General features: G+C 34.1%; 16 protein-coding genes. 12 read left to right on the forward strand and 4 right to left on the reverse strand.

The genetic code is table 11. The features are described from left to right. Positions 1 to 38 precede the first annotated feature (38 nt). From gyrB to dnaA, 4 genes are all read right to left on the reverse strand, one after another. On the reverse strand, positions 39 to 2,423 hold the full coding sequence (gene gyrB / locus ACZ5KY_RS03405; RefSeq protein WP_464242503.1) for a DNA topoisomerase (ATP-hydrolyzing) subunit B: 2,385 nt from the start codon (positions 2,421 to 2,423) through the stop codon (positions 39 to 41). A gap of 19 nt (positions 2,424 to 2,442) precedes the next feature. Then, positions 2,443 to 3,519, reverse strand: coding sequence for a DNA replication/repair protein RecF (gene recF / locus ACZ5KY_RS03410; RefSeq protein WP_464242504.1), 1,077 nt, complete (start codon positions 3,517 to 3,519; stop codon positions 2,443 to 2,445). Next, complete coding sequence (gene dnaN / locus ACZ5KY_RS03415) at positions 3,520 to 4,626, reverse strand: DNA polymerase III subunit beta (protein WP_464242505.1); 1,107 nt, start codon at positions 4,624 to 4,626, stop codon at positions 3,520 to 3,522. Positions 4,627 to 4,829: 203 nt separating this feature from the next. Next, positions 4,830 to 6,185 carry a chromosomal replication initiator protein DnaA gene (dnaA, locus tag ACZ5KY_RS03420; RefSeq protein WP_464242506.1) on the reverse strand — a complete coding sequence of 452 codons (1,356 nt, stop codon included), beginning with the start codon at positions 6,183 to 6,185 and terminating at the stop codon, positions 4,830 to 4,832. Between the two features lie 235 nt (positions 6,186 to 6,420). Between dnaA and rpmH the strand changes: the two genes are divergently transcribed. The 12 genes from rpmH (at position 6,421) to atpH (ending at position 16,198) form a co-directional block, all read left to right on the forward strand. Beyond that, entirely contained in the window at positions 6,421 to 6,570 is a 150-nt protein-coding gene (gene rpmH / locus ACZ5KY_RS03425) for a 50S ribosomal protein L34 (RefSeq protein ID WP_464242507.1), read from the forward strand. A gap of 5 nt (positions 6,571 to 6,575) precedes the next feature. Next, a complete protein-coding gene (gene rnpA / locus ACZ5KY_RS03430; protein ID WP_464242508.1) occupies positions 6,576 to 6,926 on the forward strand; it encodes a ribonuclease P protein component in 351 nt (116 codons plus the stop codon). Further along, entirely contained in the window at positions 6,916 to 7,128 is a 213-nt protein-coding gene (yidD, locus tag ACZ5KY_RS03435) for a membrane protein insertion efficiency factor YidD (protein WP_464242509.1), read from the forward strand. The genes rnpA and yidD overlap by 11 nt, the downstream gene beginning before the upstream one ends. A gap of 8 nt (positions 7,129 to 7,136) precedes the next feature. Next, positions 7,137 to 8,750, forward strand: a complete 1,614-nt coding sequence (yidC, locus tag ACZ5KY_RS03440; RefSeq protein WP_464242510.1) for a membrane protein insertase YidC — start codon at positions 7,137 to 7,139, stop codon at positions 8,748 to 8,750. An 89-nt stretch (positions 8,751 to 8,839) separates the two neighbouring features. Further along, positions 8,840 to 10,201, forward strand: coding sequence for a tRNA uridine-5-carboxymethylaminomethyl(34) synthesis GTPase MnmE (gene mnmE / locus ACZ5KY_RS03445; RefSeq protein ID WP_464242511.1), 1,362 nt, complete (start codon positions 8,840 to 8,842; stop codon positions 10,199 to 10,201). Between the two features lie 30 nt (positions 10,202 to 10,231). Then, entirely contained in the window at positions 10,232 to 12,091 is a 1,860-nt protein-coding gene (gene mnmG / locus ACZ5KY_RS03450; RefSeq protein WP_464242512.1) for a tRNA uridine-5-carboxymethylaminomethyl(34) synthesis enzyme MnmG, read from the forward strand. Next, positions 12,091 to 12,750, forward strand: a complete 660-nt coding sequence (gene rsmG, locus ACZ5KY_RS03455; protein ID WP_464242513.1) for a 16S rRNA (guanine(527)-N(7))-methyltransferase RsmG — start codon at positions 12,091 to 12,093, stop codon at positions 12,748 to 12,750. Before mnmG ends, rsmG begins: the two co-directional genes overlap by 1 nt. A 67-nt stretch (positions 12,751 to 12,817) precedes the next feature. Further along, positions 12,818 to 13,588 (forward strand): ParA family protein, encoded by a 771-nt coding sequence (locus tag ACZ5KY_RS03460; protein WP_464242514.1) that lies wholly within the window; start codon positions 12,818 to 12,820, stop codon positions 13,586 to 13,588. Further along, positions 13,581 to 14,435: a ParB/RepB/Spo0J family partition protein gene (locus tag ACZ5KY_RS03465; protein WP_464242515.1), complete on the forward strand. Its 855-nt coding sequence runs from the start codon at positions 13,581 to 13,583 to the stop codon at positions 14,433 to 14,435. Before ACZ5KY_RS03460 ends, ACZ5KY_RS03465 begins: the two co-directional genes overlap by 8 nt. A gap of 193 nt (positions 14,436 to 14,628) precedes the next feature. Further along, on the forward strand, positions 14,629 to 15,057 hold the full coding sequence (locus ACZ5KY_RS03470) for an ATP synthase F0 subunit B (RefSeq protein WP_464242516.1): 429 nt from the start codon (positions 14,629 to 14,631) through the stop codon (positions 15,055 to 15,057). Beyond that, the gene (locus ACZ5KY_RS03475) at positions 15,057 to 15,659 is read left to right on the forward strand and encodes an ATP synthase F0 subunit B (protein ID WP_464242517.1); all 603 of its coding nucleotides are present in this window, start codon (positions 15,057 to 15,059) and stop codon (positions 15,657 to 15,659) included. The genes ACZ5KY_RS03470 and ACZ5KY_RS03475 overlap by 1 nt, the downstream gene beginning before the upstream one ends. Further along, positions 15,656 to 16,198: an ATP synthase F1 subunit delta gene (atpH, locus tag ACZ5KY_RS03480; protein ID WP_464242518.1), complete on the forward strand. Its 543-nt coding sequence runs from the start codon at positions 15,656 to 15,658 to the stop codon at positions 16,196 to 16,198. The genes ACZ5KY_RS03475 and atpH overlap by 4 nt, the downstream gene beginning before the upstream one ends. The last annotated feature ends 3 nt before the right edge of the window (positions 16,199 to 16,201 follow it).

Below are 16,201 nucleotides of genomic sequence, written 5' to 3' on the forward strand. Positions count from 1 at the left end.
ATTTTCCTCCGAAAATTCCAAAAATGGAAAATTATAAATCAAATATCAAGATTGGACACGTTAAGAGCATTCGTCTCAATAAATTCACGGCGTGGTTCAACTTGATCACCCATTAAAATGGTAAAAATCTCATCCGTGGCAACAACATCTTCTATTTTAACTTGAAGGAGTACTCGTTTCTCGGGGTCCATGGTTGTTTCCCATAGTTGATCGGGATTCATTTCACCTAATCCCTTATATCTTTGTATATATTGACCTTTTTTTGCTTTATCTATAAAAAAGTTAAGTAACTCAAAAACATCATCAACAAATACTGATTCTTTTGCTTCTTGAGTTATCTTTATTTTTTCATTTTTACACAGTGAAGCAACAGCCCTATAAGAATGGAGTAATGATTTATATTCGTTTGTAGAAAGTATATCCAAACTTTTTTGGTCAATACGTGCCCTAACACTACCAAGAGTAAATAAAATTCGAGTAGGATCACTATGTAATTTGAATTCAGCATGAGGTGCTACGTCATGTAGTTTTTCAACTAAAGGATTTAAATCAATTAAATCAACAAGATTACCTTGAATATTTCCAGTGACAAAAATTTCTAATAACTCTTTTTTTATACCTTTTTTTATCAGTTTTTCAAATAAGTTATTATATTCTATAATATTTTTTAAAGTAGGAATTATCTGCTTTCCTCTTATTACTTTGTCGCCATTATTCATTTCAAGAGTACAATTTTCAACTCCAATAGTAAGTAAAAATTCAAGAAGAACATCTTCATCTTTTAAATAAGTTTCTTTTTTACCTTTTTTAATTTTGTATAAAGGAGGTTGAGCAATATAAAGATATCCACGTTCAATAAGTTCAGGCATTTGACGGAAAAAGAAGGTTAAAAGTAATGTTCTAATATGCGAACCATCAACATCCGCATCCGTCATTATAATGATACGATGATAGCGTAATTTAGCGACATCAAAATCATCTTTTCCAATACCAGCTCCCATTGCTGTAATAAGAGTTCTAATTTCATTTGACGTAAGCATTTTGTCAAAACGAGCTTTTTCAACATTTAATATTTTACCTTTAAGTGGCAAAATAGCTTGATTAGAACGATCGCGACCCTGCTTTGCACTTCCACCCGCAGAATCGCCCTCCACTATATATATTTCGCTTAGAGCTGGATCTTTTTCTTGGCAATCAGCTAATTTTCCCGGAAGAGATAATCCATCTAAAGCACCTTTACGACGAGTTAAGTCGCGCGCCTTACGAGCGGCTTCACGTGCTCTAGCCGCTTCAATACCTTTTTCTAGTATTTTTCTAGCTATTTGAGGATTTTCCTCTAGATATGTTGCTAATTTTTCATTTAATAAGGTTTCTACATAACCCTTTATTTCAGAATTACCTAATTTGGTCTTCGTTTGACCTTCGAATTGTGGATCTGGAACTTTAACTGAAATAACAGCAACAATACCTTCTCGAAGATCATCCCCCGATACCGTTGCTTTAATATTTTTCATAAAATTGTTATTAGCTGCATAGGTGTTCATCGTACGTGTTAAAGCGGCTTTAAAACCAACAAGATGGGTTCCACCTTCATGTGTATTTATATTATTAGCAAATGTGAATATTTTTTCATCGTAGCCATCATTATATTGAAAAGCTAATTCAATTTGAACCCCCCCTCTTTCACCTTCAACATAAATAACATTGGGATGAACAGGAGATTTAGCGCGATTTAAATATTCTACAAAAGAGCTAATTCCACCTTCATAATTAAAACAATGATTTTTTTCATTTTTTTCATCGGTAATATTTATAGTTACACCAGCATTTAAAAAAGCCAATTCTCTTAAACGTTTAGATAGAATATCGAATGAAAATTCAACTGTTTCAAAAATTGAGTCATCAGGCCAAAAAGTTACTTTTGTACCTTTTTTTATCGTATCCGAAAAATCAATAAGTTCAGTTTCAGGTATGCCACAAGAATATCGTTGTTTATAAACTCTGCCATTTTTGTATATTTCAAGATCTAAACGACTAGATAACGCATTAACAACTGAAATTCCAACCCCATGAAGACCACCAGAAACTTTATAGGTGTCGCTATCAAATTTTCCTCCAGCATGCAAAACAGTCATAACTACTTCTGCTGCTGACTTATTTTCACTGGTATGCCAATCAACAGGGATACCTCGTCCATTGTCTGAAACAGTAACCGAGCCATCTAAATTTAGTGTTACATTTATATCATCACAAAAACCAGCAAGTGATTCATCAATAGAATTATCAACAACTTCATAAACTAAATGATGTAACCCTGGACTGCTTGTTGAACCTATATACATAGCTGGTCTTTTACGAACTGCAGTGAGTCCCTCTAAAACTTTTATATTATCAGCATTGTAATTATCATTATTAGTTGTCATTTATACCTCTGAAAATAATTTATTTAATATGCCCATCAACTATTTTATAATTTAATTTTTTTTTATACTTATCAAAATTTATAAAATTATTATTTGTAGTTGTTATTATTATTTGACCTAATTCACTATCCATAAAATCAAATAAAGAACACAATTTTTTATCATCTATTTCGCTTGAAATATCGTCTATTAAAAAAATTGGAAATTCATCAAATATTTTTTTATGTAAAAATATTTGGCTAAATTTAAGAGAAAAAAGAAGAGCCCTTAATTCACCCTGTGAACCATAAAAACGAGCATTTTTATTATTTATTAAAAAATCGAATTTATCTAAATGTGGACCAACAAGTGTTTTACCATAACTTATTTCATAATTTCTTTTATTTAGTAGTGAAGTATGAAATTTATTTTTGAGGGTGTCTACCGACAAAGAAAAATCACTGTTTTCTATATGTACAAAGGTTAGATTATTAAATATTTTTCTATATATATTTTCAATAATTTTATTAATTTCCAATATATAATTATATCTTTTAATTCTTATTTCTGTACCTATCTCTACTAATAAATCTGTCCACACATCTAAATCTTTAATTTTATTTTTTTTAAGTAAAGTATTTCTAGACTTAATTACAAATAAATATCTATTTACTAAATTAAGATAACTTTTATCGTTTAAAAAAATACCTCTATCTATATAATTTCTTCTTAAGGTGTTTGAATTTCTTAAGACATTTAATTCATCTGTAAAATATATAATTGATTTTAAATATTTAAAACATTCGTTATTGTTTATTGAATTATTATTTATATAAATTTTTTTATTATTCTTACTAATCTTTATATTATATTTATAATCTGAATAAGTATCATTTAAACATGATGTGATACTTGTTTCATTATAATTTGGACCAATTAGATCTATATTTTTATATTGTCTAAAACTCTTTAAATAACCAAATAAATATATAGATTCTATTATATTTGTTTTTCCTTGTGCGTTATCTCCATGAAAAATAGTGTATTTTTTATCAAATTCTATATTTAAATTTTCAACATTTCTATAATTAATAAGATTTAAGTGTTTCAAATACATCTATAATCTCATGGGCATTATAACAGCTTGGTATTGATCATTTTCTAATGATTTAATTAGGCATGGAGATATATTATCATTAATAAAAAACCTAATTGAACCACTATTCAGTGTATTCATTACATCAAGTAAATATTTTGCATTAAAACCGACAGAAATTTCGGGTCCACTATATTCAATATCAATAAAATCTGTTGCATCTCCGAATTCAGGATTTGAAGAAGTAATTTCTAGTTTTCCTTCGCTTAGATTTAAGTTGATGCCACGTGATTTTTCGTTAGCAAGAATAGAAATCCTTTTTAAAGTCTGTAAAAAATTATTACTTTCAATAATTGCAAAATTTTCTAGTTTTTCAGGAATAACTCTATTGTAATCGGGAAAATCTCCGTCTATTAATCTCATTATAAGAGTAGTTTCAAAGTTATTAACAATAATATTGTTATCTATAAAATTAATATCTAAGTCATCTCCATAATCTTCAGTGATTTTTTTTAATTCAATTATTCCTTTTCTTGGAATTATTACGCCGTTATTAAGTTTATCTATGTTTGATCCATTAATTTCTGTTTGAAACATTGATAATCTATGCCCATCAGTTGAAATAACTTTTAATTTATTATCAACATTATGAATATATAAACCATTTAGATTATATTTACTTTCATCAGTTGAAATAGAATAAAAAGTTTTATCAATAAGTGATTTTATTAATTTAGCGTTTATCTTTAAATTAGCTCCTTCTTCAACATCATTTATAAAAGGATATTCTTCAGGAGGTAATGCAACAATATTAAATTTTGCATTGCCGCATTTAAGTTCAATCCAATTATTATCTTTTGATTCAATTTCAATGATTGAATCAGATAATTCTTTTACTATTTCAAATAATTTTTTTGCTGAAACTGTTATTTTTCCATTAACTATTACTTCTGACTCATATTTACTTTTAATACCAATTTCTAAATCTGTAGCTGTTAGGGTAATAACGTTGTTTTCAGCTTCAATCAGTACGTTAGCTAATATAGGTAAAGTCTTCTTTTTTTCAATTACTCCTTGAACCAGAGTTAATCCTTTAAGCAAAATATTTTTCTTAATTTTGAATTTCATTTTATACACCTTTCTTAGTATTGTTTTTTAGTTTTTATAGTAAAGATATAGTAGGCGCTGTTGAAATGTTATTTAATCGCAAAGTGCTGTTTTTACGTTTATTTTTTAAATTTTATTTTGTTGATAAATTGTTCATAACTTAAATTACTGTTGATTATTATTATTTTTGTATTTTATACACCATTTTTTTAACAATTTATCCACTAGGTTGGTAAAAGTGTATTCTTAATTGTTTTTATGGTAGTTCGGAGATAATTATCTTCTTCCATATTCTTTTCTATTTTGCGTATAGCATGAATAACGGTTGAATGGTCTTTACCTCCGAAATGGTCACCAATTTCAGGAAAGGAACTCGTAGTTAATTGGCGACATAGGTACATTGCTATTTGTCTTGGCATGACAATGCTTTTTATTCTTTTTGCAGATTTCATTTCTGATACTTTTATATTGAAATGGATTGATACTTTTTTTTGTATGTCTTCTATTGTTAATTCTTTACTTGATTCAACTATAATATCTTTAAGAATGTTTTTTGTCATTTCAATGGTTATTGGTGTTGATGTTAAACTTGAATAAGCACCAATCCTCACTAAATAACCTTCTAATTCTCTAATATTATTTATAACAGAATTAGATAAAAATAGAGAAACATCTTTAGGTAGTATTATTTTATTTTGATCTGCTTTTGCTTCAAGGATAGCTTGCTTGGTTTCAATATCAGGTGGTTGAATATCTGCAATAAGACCCCATTCAAATCGAGACCTTAGTCTTTCTTCTAATCCTGGAATTTCTTTTGGAAATTTGTCGGAAGTAACTACAATTTGTTTATGTGATTCATATAGTGAATTAAATGTGTGAAAAAATTCTTCTTGAGTTCTTTCTTTACCTGCTATGAATTGGATATCATCTATTAATAAAACATCTATGGATCTAAATTTATTTCTAAATTCATCCATTTTTCCATATCTTATTGAATTGATAAGTTCATTTGTAAATTTTTCCGATGAATAATAACTTACATTTATATTTTTATGATTTTTTATTATCTCATTACCAATTGCATTTATGAGATGAGTTTTACCAAGACCAACTCCACCATAAATAAATAGCGGATTGTATATAGTGGCAGGACTATTGGCCACAGCCATAGCAGCAGCTGATGCAAATTGATTTGATGAACCAGAAATAAATTTACTGAATGTATATTCTCTATTTATATTATAAATTTTATTTTGTGGTTTAATATTATTGTTTTCTACAATTGTTTTTTTTTCAATTGGCTTATTTGTTTTATCTTCCCTAACAATATTATTGTTTATATCTATTTCAATAATAATATCGTAATTTAAGCCTGTTATTTCTTTAATTGTTTCGATTATAATTGTGTTGAAATTTTTAAGTACCCAATCTTTTATAAATTTATTGTTTACTGTAATAGTTATTGATTCTTTATCTGTTGATTTACATTTTATTGGTGATATCCAGGTTTTAAAGTGCTGTGGGCTTATTTTTTTTTCAATTTCTATAATTACTTTGTTCCATAATTGCGTGTTCGACATATTATTTTACCTAGTTATCAACAAGTTATAAACAGCTTATCTTTTTATATTTATACTTAAATTCAGTATGTTATTCTGTTTTGACGTTTCCTGTGAATAAAATTACCAAACAAGACCTAACCTAGCAAGGTTTAATATTTTTATAAAGTGGATAGTTTTTTGTATTTGACTTTATTTTATAATTGGGAATATAATAATCAGTTCTTAGAAAAAAAATAATTGGAGGAAGTTTAAAATGAAACGTACGTATCAACCAAGTCGTGTATGTAGAAAAAGAACCCATGGTTTCCGTCAACGGATGTCTACTAGTAATGGTAGAAATGCAATCAAGCGTCGTCGTAGTCGTGGTAGAAAAAATTTGGTAGTAACTATCCCAGTTAAGTAGAATTTATGTTCAGTTTTACACCTTCTATGCGTTTGCGTAAATCGTCTGAGTATAAAATATTATTCGATAAGGGTGTTAAACAACATTCAAAACATTTGATAGTTTTTACTATGAAAAAAAATGATGGCCCCACTCGACTTGGTTTAACGGTTAGCCGTAAAGTTGGTGGGGCTGTTGTACGAAACAGAATTAAAAGACAGTTGAGAGAACTTTTCAGATTATCAATATCATCTAGTCTTATAAATACCGATATAATGATAGTAGTAAAAAAAAATGCAAGTTTCCTTGATTATCAACAACTGAATCAAGAACTTTTTGCCATATGTAGTCGGGTGAAAAATTACAATGTTAGCTAAGTTTTTTGTATTAATAATAGTCTTTTATCAAAAAGCAATTTCACCCTTTACTATTCCAGCTTGTCGTTTTACCCCTACCTGCTCAGAATACTCACTGCAATCGTTTAAAAAATTTGGTTTATTAATGGGCTTGTATAAGTCCATTTTTCGTATATTGAGATGTAACCCACTGTTTAAAGGCGGATATGATCCGGTCGATTAGAGGATAATATGGAAAATAAAAATACAATTGTTGCACTTGTTTTAATGCTTCTTGTTTGGTCTGGTTTTACGTATCTGTTTCCTCCTAATACTGTTGATTCTATTAGTGATAATGGTTCAATTGCAGACACCGTGTCTGATGTTACATTAGTCGAGGCGCAACAATCTCTTACAGGTATTTCAGATAAAACTATTGTTGAATCAGTACCTGTAGTTTCAACGTTACCAGTAATTGAAACAACTTTTTCTGTAGAAAATGAAAAGTTTATTGCGACATTTTCAACTGTTGGCGGTCGGATTGTTTCTTTACAACTTAAAGATTATCGCGTTGCTAATGATTTAGATTCTGATTTGGTTTCGGTTATAGATATTTCGAACCAGGTACCCTCAACAGCTATGATTTCTACGGGAAATTTATCTATTCACGATAAACTTGTTTATGAAGTTGAATCTGTTGAAAATATAATTGTAAAAAATACTGAGACTCTTCAGTTTAGGGCACTTACATCTTCCGGTTTACTCGTTACTAAAATCTATAAATTTAATTCTGATACTTATGATATGAAATATGAAGTATTTTTAGAAAATACTTCAACTATGCCATTAAATGGATCGGTTGAAATATCGTTAAATTCATTCTGGAATGATGAAATGGAGGGTAATAGGCTGGAATTTGTTGGTCCTGTTAGCTTTTCAAATGACGAATTATCGACTGATGATGTGGAAGATATTGCCGAACAAGCAGTTAATTACACTAATTTAGTTCAGTGGTCTGGTTTTGAAAATAAATATTTTATTTCAGCTATGATCGTTTCCAATAATGATGATTTGGTTCAACTTACAGTTTTTAAAAAGAATGGAAAAATTGTAAATTCATTTGATTTTACACCTATAAATTTATCTTCATCTCAGATTCAATCATATGATTTCACATTATATTATGGACCTAAAGATGTAACCATACTCAAGTCGGTTGGTTCTAATTTGTCAGAAGCCATTGATTTTGGTTTTTTCAAAATTTTAGCAAAGCCTTTACATATTGTTTTAAATTTCTTTTATAAGTATGTGGGTAATTATGGTATCGCAATAATCCTACTTACTGTGATTCTTAAATTGATTTTTTGGCCATTAACTCAAAAAAGTTATGTCTCTATGAAGGCGATGCAAACTTTGCAGCCTGAGATGAAGAAATTGCGTGAGAAATTTAAGAATGATAAAGAAGGTTTAAATAGAAAGATGATGGAATTGTACAAAGAACATCGAGTTAACCCTTTAGGGGGTTGCTTGCCGATGTTCGTACAAATACCTGTATTTTTTGCTTTATATAAAGTGCTACTCGATACAATTGAGTTACGTCACGCACCTTTTATGTTTTGGCTCACCGATTTATCTATAAAAGATCCTTATTATATTACGCCTCTGGTTATGGGGCTTACCATGTTTATTCAGCAGAAACTAACTCCAAGTACAATGGATCCTATGCAGGCTAAAATGATGATGGCAATGCCTGTTGTTTTTACGTTCATGTTCTTAAATTTCCCTGCGGGTCTTGTAATTTACTGGCTTGTTAATAATTTACTTACTATTTTCCAACAGTACTTAATTTACAAAAAACCCGCTTAGTGTCGGTTTCTTGTTTATAATTAATGGCCGATTTAGATCTTGTATCTAAGTCGGCTTTTTTATTTATCATTATTATAGAGAGGCGATAAATGATGACTGATATTATTGTTGCTCCAGCTACCCCTGTAAGTGATGGTGGTATTGCTATAATACGACTATCTGGAATCAACTGTTTATCTTCTGTTAAACCATTTTTTCGCACACCATCTGGATCTTGTGATTTTTGTAGTCACACCCTTTATTATGGTCATTTCCACAATGTTGTTGGCAATGTATTAGATGAGGTAATGTGTGTGTGTATGTTTGCGCCTAGATCTTATACTGGCGAAGATGTAGTTGAGATTCATTGTCATGGTGGTCGGGTAGTTGTTAGACTTATTCTTGATACATTGTTGGAAAATGGTTGTCGTATGGCTCACTCTGGTGAATTTACCCAGCGTGCTTTTTTAAATGGTCGAATTGATTTATCAAAAGCTGAAGCGGTAGCAGATATTATTGCGTCACGTTCTGAGTTGTCTGCTTCAATCGCTGCTGATCAGTTATCAGGCTGTTTATCTAAGAAAATATATGAGTTTAGAGATATTATTATCGGTATTTTATCTTTAGTTGAAGCCTATATTGACTTTCCTGAAGATGATATGGATGCTCCTCATATTGATAGTATTGAATCTGATCTATCGGTTTTGCTTTGCGATATTGATTCTCTTATATGTGGTTTTGAAGAGGGACGTATTATAAAAGATGGTTTGTCTGTCTTGATATTGGGTAAACCTAATGTTGGTAAGAGTTCTATTTTAAATCGTTTAGTAGGTCAAGAGCGGGCGATTGTAACTGATATTGCAGGTACTACTCGTGATCTTATAGAAGAAAGTGTCACATTATCAGGTTTGTCTTTACGCTTCATAGATACTGCTGGTATTCGAGATACGGATGATCCTGTTGAGAGTGTCGGTGTTGATCGTGCTAAGTCACAGATAGATAGTGCTGATCTTGTTTTGTATGTTGTTGATGGAACGCGAGAAGATTTAGCTGGCTTTAATGAAGTTTATGGATTACTAAGTGATGTTCCTGTGATTGTTTTGGTTAATAAGGCCGATGTTGTAGGTTGTGCTACCCCTGGTTTTTTAAGTAAGCATCGTTCCTTATTGCTTTCGGCAAAAGATGGTTCAGGATTTGATCATCTTGCTGATGAGATTTTAGATGTTTTTAAAATTAGTGGCTCTGAAGAACGAGAAAGTTATCTGGTTTCAGATCGGAGACATCGTGATGCTCTTTTTGGCTGTCAGCAATATTTGCTTCAATTTAAGCAGGATTTTCTTCACAGTTGTTCACCTGAATTTTTATCGATTCACCTACGGGATGCCTTATCTGCTTTGGGTGATATTACCGGTGAAACCACACCTGATGAAATATTGAACACTATTTTTTCTAGATTTTGCGTAGGTAAATAAGTGTTTCACGTGAAACATGGAGGGTGAAGTATGTCAACGTATGGCGTTAAATATGATGTGATTGTTGTTGGTGCAGGTCATGCTGGTTGTGAAGCTGCTCTAGCTTCTGCTCGTCTGGGTTGTAAAACATTATTGTTGAATTTGAGTTTAGATGCTGTGGCTCAAATGTCATGTAATCCCGCAATTGGTGGTTTAGCTAAAGGGCACCTCGTGCGAGAGATTGATGCATTGGGTGGTGAGATGGCCCACAATATAGACGCAACGGGCATTCAGTTTCGAACATTAAATACTAAAAAGGGCCCAGCAGTTCGAGCTCTTCGAGCTCAGGCGGATAGAGCTAAGTATTCACAGCGGATGAAACAAATTGTAGAAAATCAGAAGTTACTTGACCTTAAGCAGGGGTCAGTTGTCAAATTGCTGATTGATGATGATTGTGTAACTGGGGTTGAAACAAGGGATGGTATTGTTTTCTCTGGAAGTTCTGTTATTTTAACGACTGGGACCTTTATGCGAGGACTTATTCATGTTGGTTTAAATAATTATTCTGGGGGTAGGGCTGGTGAACCGCCGTCTTTTGGAATATCTGAGCAGTTACGAGTATTGGGTCTCGATGTTGGTAGGCTTAAAACTGGAACTCCACCACGATTATATAGTGGTAGTATTGATTTTTCAAAAACGGAAGAACAGCCAGGTGATGTGCCTATTCGTCCTTTTTCATTTTTAACTAATGAAATAAATACCAAACAAGTGTCTTGCTTTATCACTGCGACAAATGAGCAAACTCATGATGAAATACGTGCTGGCCTAGATAGGTCGCCATTATATAGCGGAGTTATTGAGGGAATTGGTCCACGATATTGTCCATCAATTGAAGATAAGGTTGTTCGGTTTCCTGAAAAGAATACCCATCAGATATTCCTAGAACCTGAAGGTATGAATACGGCTGAAATTTATCCAAATGGACTGCCTACGTCTTTGCCGGCTGATGTTCAATTAAGGTTCTTGCGTACGATCCCTGGACTTGAAAATACCGAAATAATGCGGCCTGGTTATGCCATAGAATATGATTATGTCGATCCTATTCAATTAAAACCTAGTTTGGAAACAAAAGCTGTTAGTGGTCTGTTTAATGCCGGTCAGATAAACGGAACCTCAGGTTATGAAGAAGCTGCGGCACAAGGATTGATTGCTGGAATTAATGCGGTAATGAAAATACAAGATAAGGACCCTTTAGTTTTAAAAAGGGATCAGGGTTATATTGGCGTTCTTATCGATGATCTCGTTAGTTTGGGCTCAAAGGAGCCTTATCGTATGTTTACTTCACGTGCAGAATATCGGCTATTGTTGCGTGAGGATAATGCTGATCAACGCTTAACCGAAATAGGTCGAAAATTGGGACTGGTTTGCGATAAACGTTGGCGGTTGTTTCAAACCAAAATGGAACAACTTGAGGTTGGCAATAGAATATTGTCTGAAGCTCGGATTGTGCCTAGTGATAAAGGAATGCTTAAACATTTGGGTATTGATGCTATTAGTAATGGTCAGTCGTATCGTGATGTTTTGAAACGCCCAGATGTAACCATCTCTCAATTGGTCGAACGGTGTGATGACTTAGCAAAATTATCTAGTGAAGTTACGGAACAATTGCAGATTGCGACAAAATATGAAGGCTATATAAAGCGACAGGTAGATCAGGTTGCAAAGTATAGTAAGATTGAGTCTGTAAGAATACCTGCTGAATTTGACTATTCTGCCGTGAGTAGTTTGTCAGCTGAGGTAAGAGAAAAACTTGAAAAGGTAAGGCCTATTTCTTTAGGGCAGGCGGGAAGGATTCCTGGAGTAACACCCGCTGCTATTTCTATTTTGTCAGTGATGCTTAGGTCGCGATGATGGATATTCAGAAACTAAATGAACAGCTAGAGCCGAATGTAACTGTGGACCCTCAACAATTTGAAAAGTTGCAATGGTACCTAGTTGAATTGTTGAAGTGGAACCGTAAAATAAATCTGACGTCAATTGTTGATATAGATCAGTGTTGGGAGAAACATATTGTCGATTCCTTGTTGGCGAGTTGTTTTATTGATGGAAATGAACATGTTCTAGATATTGGTTCAGGAGCAGGGTTTCCTTCGATTCCTTTAAAAATTGTATATGAAGGTTTGGTTGTTGATTCCGTTGATTCCGTTAGTAAAAAAATAAGTTTTCAGCGTCATTGCATTCGTAATTTGGGTGTTAAAAATTTTAGTGCTCATGCCGAACGAATTGAAGCCTTGCAGGAAGAGATGGCGGGAAAGTTTGATGTCGTTATATCGCGAGCATTTACTTCACTGATTCAATTTGTAGAGATAGCGGCTCCTTTTTTGAATTCTAAAGGGAAGATCTTAGCAATGAAAGGTTCCGCTGCTGATGATGAACTGTTGCTCGCACAAGTCTCGCTACAGCGTTTAGGGTTGACGGTAGTGAGCCGTAAAGAGGTCGTTTTGTCACCTTCAAAAAGTAAGAGAGTTTTGATTGAAATTAAGCGTATAGACGAGCCAGCCTTTCAATAGCTTTTATGTGTTTTCGAAAACACGAGTGTGTTAATATCGGAACCTATCACTTTTATAGGAGCCAATTATGGCGGATATTATAGCCGTTGCGAATCAAAAAGGTGGGGTGGGTAAAACCACAACCGCTGTCAATCTTGCTGCCTCTCTTGCTGCGGCCGAAAAAAAAACTCTCCTGATTGATATGGATCCTCAGGGTAACGCCTGTAGTGGTGTTGGAGTAGTAACGGATACACTTGAGTATACTGTGTATGATGCTCTTCATGATTCTTCCTTGGTAAAAAAGTGCCTCGTTCCAACGGAATTGTCCTGCTTAACTGTACTGCCCTCAAATACAGATTTAATTGGCGCAGAGTTGGAATTGGTTAATGCTGGTGAACGAGAGTATCGCTTAAAGCAGGCAATAGAATTAATACAGGATGATTACGAATATATAATTATAGATTGTCCACCTTCACTTGGGTTGATAACAATTAATTGTCTGGTTGTTGCACGTTCTGTTCTTGTTCCGTTGCAATGCGAATACTACGCAATGGAGGGATTGAGTCAGTTGATGAAAACGATTGATTTAATACAGCGAGGACTTAATTCCAAATTGACATTAAGAGGAATTGTTCTGACGATGTTTGATAAACGGAATAATCTGTCGCATCAGGTCAGTGAGGAAGTTCGTAATCATTTTGGACCTAAAGTTTTTACGTCCGTTATCCCTCGCAATGTTAGGCTGTCTGAGGCACCAAGCCATGGAAAGCCAGTGTTGCTTTATGATATCAACTCTCGTGGAGCACAGGCCTATCTGGAGCTAGCAGGAGAGGTTCTCGTTGGAGGAAGTCATGGCTAAAAGACCTGCATTAGGAAAAGGGATGGGGGCACTGCTTAGTGCCGCAACTCCAGATACCAACGGTCGTTTCTTTTTGTGTGCAATTGAGGAGCTAAAACCGCACTCTAATCAACCGCGAAAGTTTTTTTGCGACACAAAAATGGATGAACTTGTTGCTTCGATACGTGAAAAAGGGGTTATTCAGCCTTTGGTCGTTCGCAGGGTTGACGATCACTATCAGATTATCGCTGGCGAACGACGCTGGCGTGCCGCGCAAAAAGCTGGTTTAACGGAACTTCCGGTTACCATACAAGACGTATCTGAAGATTGGGCTTTAGAGATTGCCCTGATCGAAAATATTCAACGTGAAGATTTAAATGTTATTGAAGAGGCAATTGCTTATAAATACTTAATCGATAACTTTGAATTATCGCAAGAAGCGGTGGCTAAGCGGGTGGGTAAAAGTCGATCAGCTGTGGCCAATACTTTACGGCTACTCAATTTGCCAGAATCGATACAGGAAAGCGTTTTGAATGGCCAGTTGAGTATGGGCCATGCTCGATGCTTACTCTCTCTCGATGAGCACGATGATATGGTTGAAGTGGGTAGTCAGATCCAAAGCAAAAAATTGTCAGTACGTGCAGCAGAAGCTCTGGTGGCAAAAATAAAAAATTTTGAAAAATTAGAGGATGAGCCCAAACAGAAAGTCGTAATTGATCCCCAAATTCAGCATTTAGAAAATATTTTAAAAAAGAACCTTGGAACACAGGTGAAAATAAAAGAAAAAAACGATGGTGGCAAAATCGAGATCAGTTATTACAATAATGAAGAACTACAGCGAATTTTGGATTACATGAATGTTGTGTAGATAAGCGTTTACGCGATGTTAAACTGTATACAATATTCAAAATATGTTGACAAAAGACGTTACTGCATGATAGGAATGCCCTGCTCTAATCAGTAGGGTATTTTTGTATCAACTATTGTAGTGGAGCGTTCCTAGAGTATTTCTAGTAAATTTAAATCAAGTTGAATGAAAAAGGAAGAAAAGAGGTAACGTAGTGATAAGCATTGATTGGACCATGTTGGTGCAGTTCGTAAATTTCCTGGTACTGATGGCAGTACTCAATATTCTATTGTATCGTCCTTTACGCAGTGTGATGAGTGCACGGCAGGATGCAATTGATGGTGGTCACAAAAAAGCAAGTGATCTCGAAGATTCAATAAACGAGAAAATGGAACGTTACGAAACCAAGTTGCAACAAGCTAAAGTTGAGGGCAGTATTCAGGCCGCAACATTACGTGCTGAAGCAGCTAAAGAGGAATCAGTTATTCTTGGTGAGGCACGTAGTGCTGCTGACAAAAGTGTGTCAGACCTTAAGGGTAGTGTTGCTGTAGAAGCCGATCAAGCGCGTAAGATTTTGACAAAAGAGTCAAAGTCTATTGCCAGTGCGATTGCATCTAAAGTTCTAGGAAGGAATGTTAAGTAATGTTTGCTGATAAGATTGTGGGACGTAAAAAAGCCCTGACAGCAGCGGCAAGCTTTGGATTTCTTGCTGCTGGAGCTAGCGTAGCCATTGCGTCAGGTGATGCACACCATGTTGATAGTGGCGTTTTACTCAAAGATTTTTTATGGCGTGTCTTTAACTTTGGGATCACAGCTGGAATTCTAATTTATTTTGTATCAAAGCCCTTAAAAAATGCATTGGCTGGTCGCCGCGAGGGGATCGAGACAGCATTGAAGGTTTCAAGTGATGCAGCATCAGCTGCTGAAACTAAATATGCAGAATATGATGCAAAACTCACCGCTGCGGAATCTGAAATTGAAGCTATCAAGGCTTCAATTAAAGAAGAAGCTGAAGTCGAAAAACTGCGTATTATTGCTGAAGCACGTGAGATGGCAGATAAGATTAAACAAGAAGCAAAAAATACATCTGAAAATGAGATTGCAAAAGCTCGTCTGCAACTACAGCAGGAAGCTGTCACCATGGCAGTGCAGATTGCTGAAGATGTATTGAAAAAAGCGGTTACTAAGGAAGATCAATCTCGATTGGTTGATGAATATAAGCTTAAGGTAGGAGAACTACATTGAGTACTAGCGCGATAGCAAAACGGTATGCTCAGGCTCTTGTCGAGTTAGCTGTTGAAGGAAAATTGGTAGAGCAATACGGTACTGAGTTAGGTAGTGTCAGTGCCCTGTTAGCTCGTGAAGATGACTTGAAATCTTTAATGGAGAGTCCGACTGTTGCGGTTGAAAGTAAATCAGCAATAATGTCCGATATCGGCATTAAACTAGAGTTGTCAGATGGTATGAAAAAATTTGTTGGCTTATTGACGGTTAAAGACCGCCTCAAGTATGTCGGACAAATTTATGATAATTATACAGCCCTTGCTGATGAGATCTCCGGAGTTGTTCGGGCATGTGTCACCTCAGCAGTTGAAATGACTAAAGCTCAGTCCGATAGCATTAAAGAAGGACTTGAACTGCAAACTGGCAAAAAAATTGATCTGCAAACAAAGGTTGATGCAACATTGCTAGGGGGCATGAAAGCTGAAGTCGGTGGCAAAGTATTTGATGGTAGCATTAAAACCCAGTTAAAGCGGATTGAAGATACCTTAAAGAAGGGTTAGGAA

The sequence above is a fragment of the Desulfuromonas svalbardensis genome (assembly GCF_055389415.1).

Bases quoted from the DNA above. Each gene is read 5' to 3' on its own strand.
- gyrB (WP_464242503.1), bottom strand. From the start codon at position 2,423: ATGACAACTAATAATGATAATTACAATGCTGATAATATAAAAGTTTTA.
- recF (WP_464242504.1), bottom strand. From the start codon at position 3,519: ATGTATTTGAAACACTTAAATCTTATTAATTATAGAAATGTTGAAAAT.
- dnaN (WP_464242505.1), bottom strand. From the start codon at position 4,626: ATGAAATTCAAAATTAAGAAAAATATTTTGCTTAAAGGATTAACTCTG.
- dnaA (WP_464242506.1), bottom strand. From the start codon at position 6,185: ATGTCGAACACGCAATTATGGAACAAAGTAATTATAGAAATTGAAAAA.
- rpmH (WP_464242507.1), top strand. From the start codon at position 6,421: ATGAAACGTACGTATCAACCAAGTCGTGTATGTAGAAAAAGAACCCAT.
- rnpA (WP_464242508.1), top strand. From the start codon at position 6,576: ATGTTCAGTTTTACACCTTCTATGCGTTTGCGTAAATCGTCTGAGTAT.
- yidD (WP_464242509.1), top strand. From the start codon at position 6,916: ATGTTAGCTAAGTTTTTTGTATTAATAATAGTCTTTTATCAAAAAGCA.
- yidC (WP_464242510.1), top strand. From the start codon at position 7,137: ATGGAAAATAAAAATACAATTGTTGCACTTGTTTTAATGCTTCTTGTT.
- mnmE (WP_464242511.1), top strand. From the start codon at position 8,840: ATGATGACTGATATTATTGTTGCTCCAGCTACCCCTGTAAGTGATGGT.
- mnmG (WP_464242512.1), top strand. From the start codon at position 10,232: ATGTCAACGTATGGCGTTAAATATGATGTGATTGTTGTTGGTGCAGGT.
- rsmG (WP_464242513.1), top strand. From the start codon at position 12,091: ATGGATATTCAGAAACTAAATGAACAGCTAGAGCCGAATGTAACTGTG.
- ACZ5KY_RS03460 (WP_464242514.1), top strand. From the start codon at position 12,818: ATGGCGGATATTATAGCCGTTGCGAATCAAAAAGGTGGGGTGGGTAAA.
- ACZ5KY_RS03465 (WP_464242515.1), top strand. From the start codon at position 13,581: ATGGCTAAAAGACCTGCATTAGGAAAAGGGATGGGGGCACTGCTTAGT.
- ACZ5KY_RS03475 (WP_464242517.1), top strand. From the start codon at position 15,057: ATGTTTGCTGATAAGATTGTGGGACGTAAAAAAGCCCTGACAGCAGCG.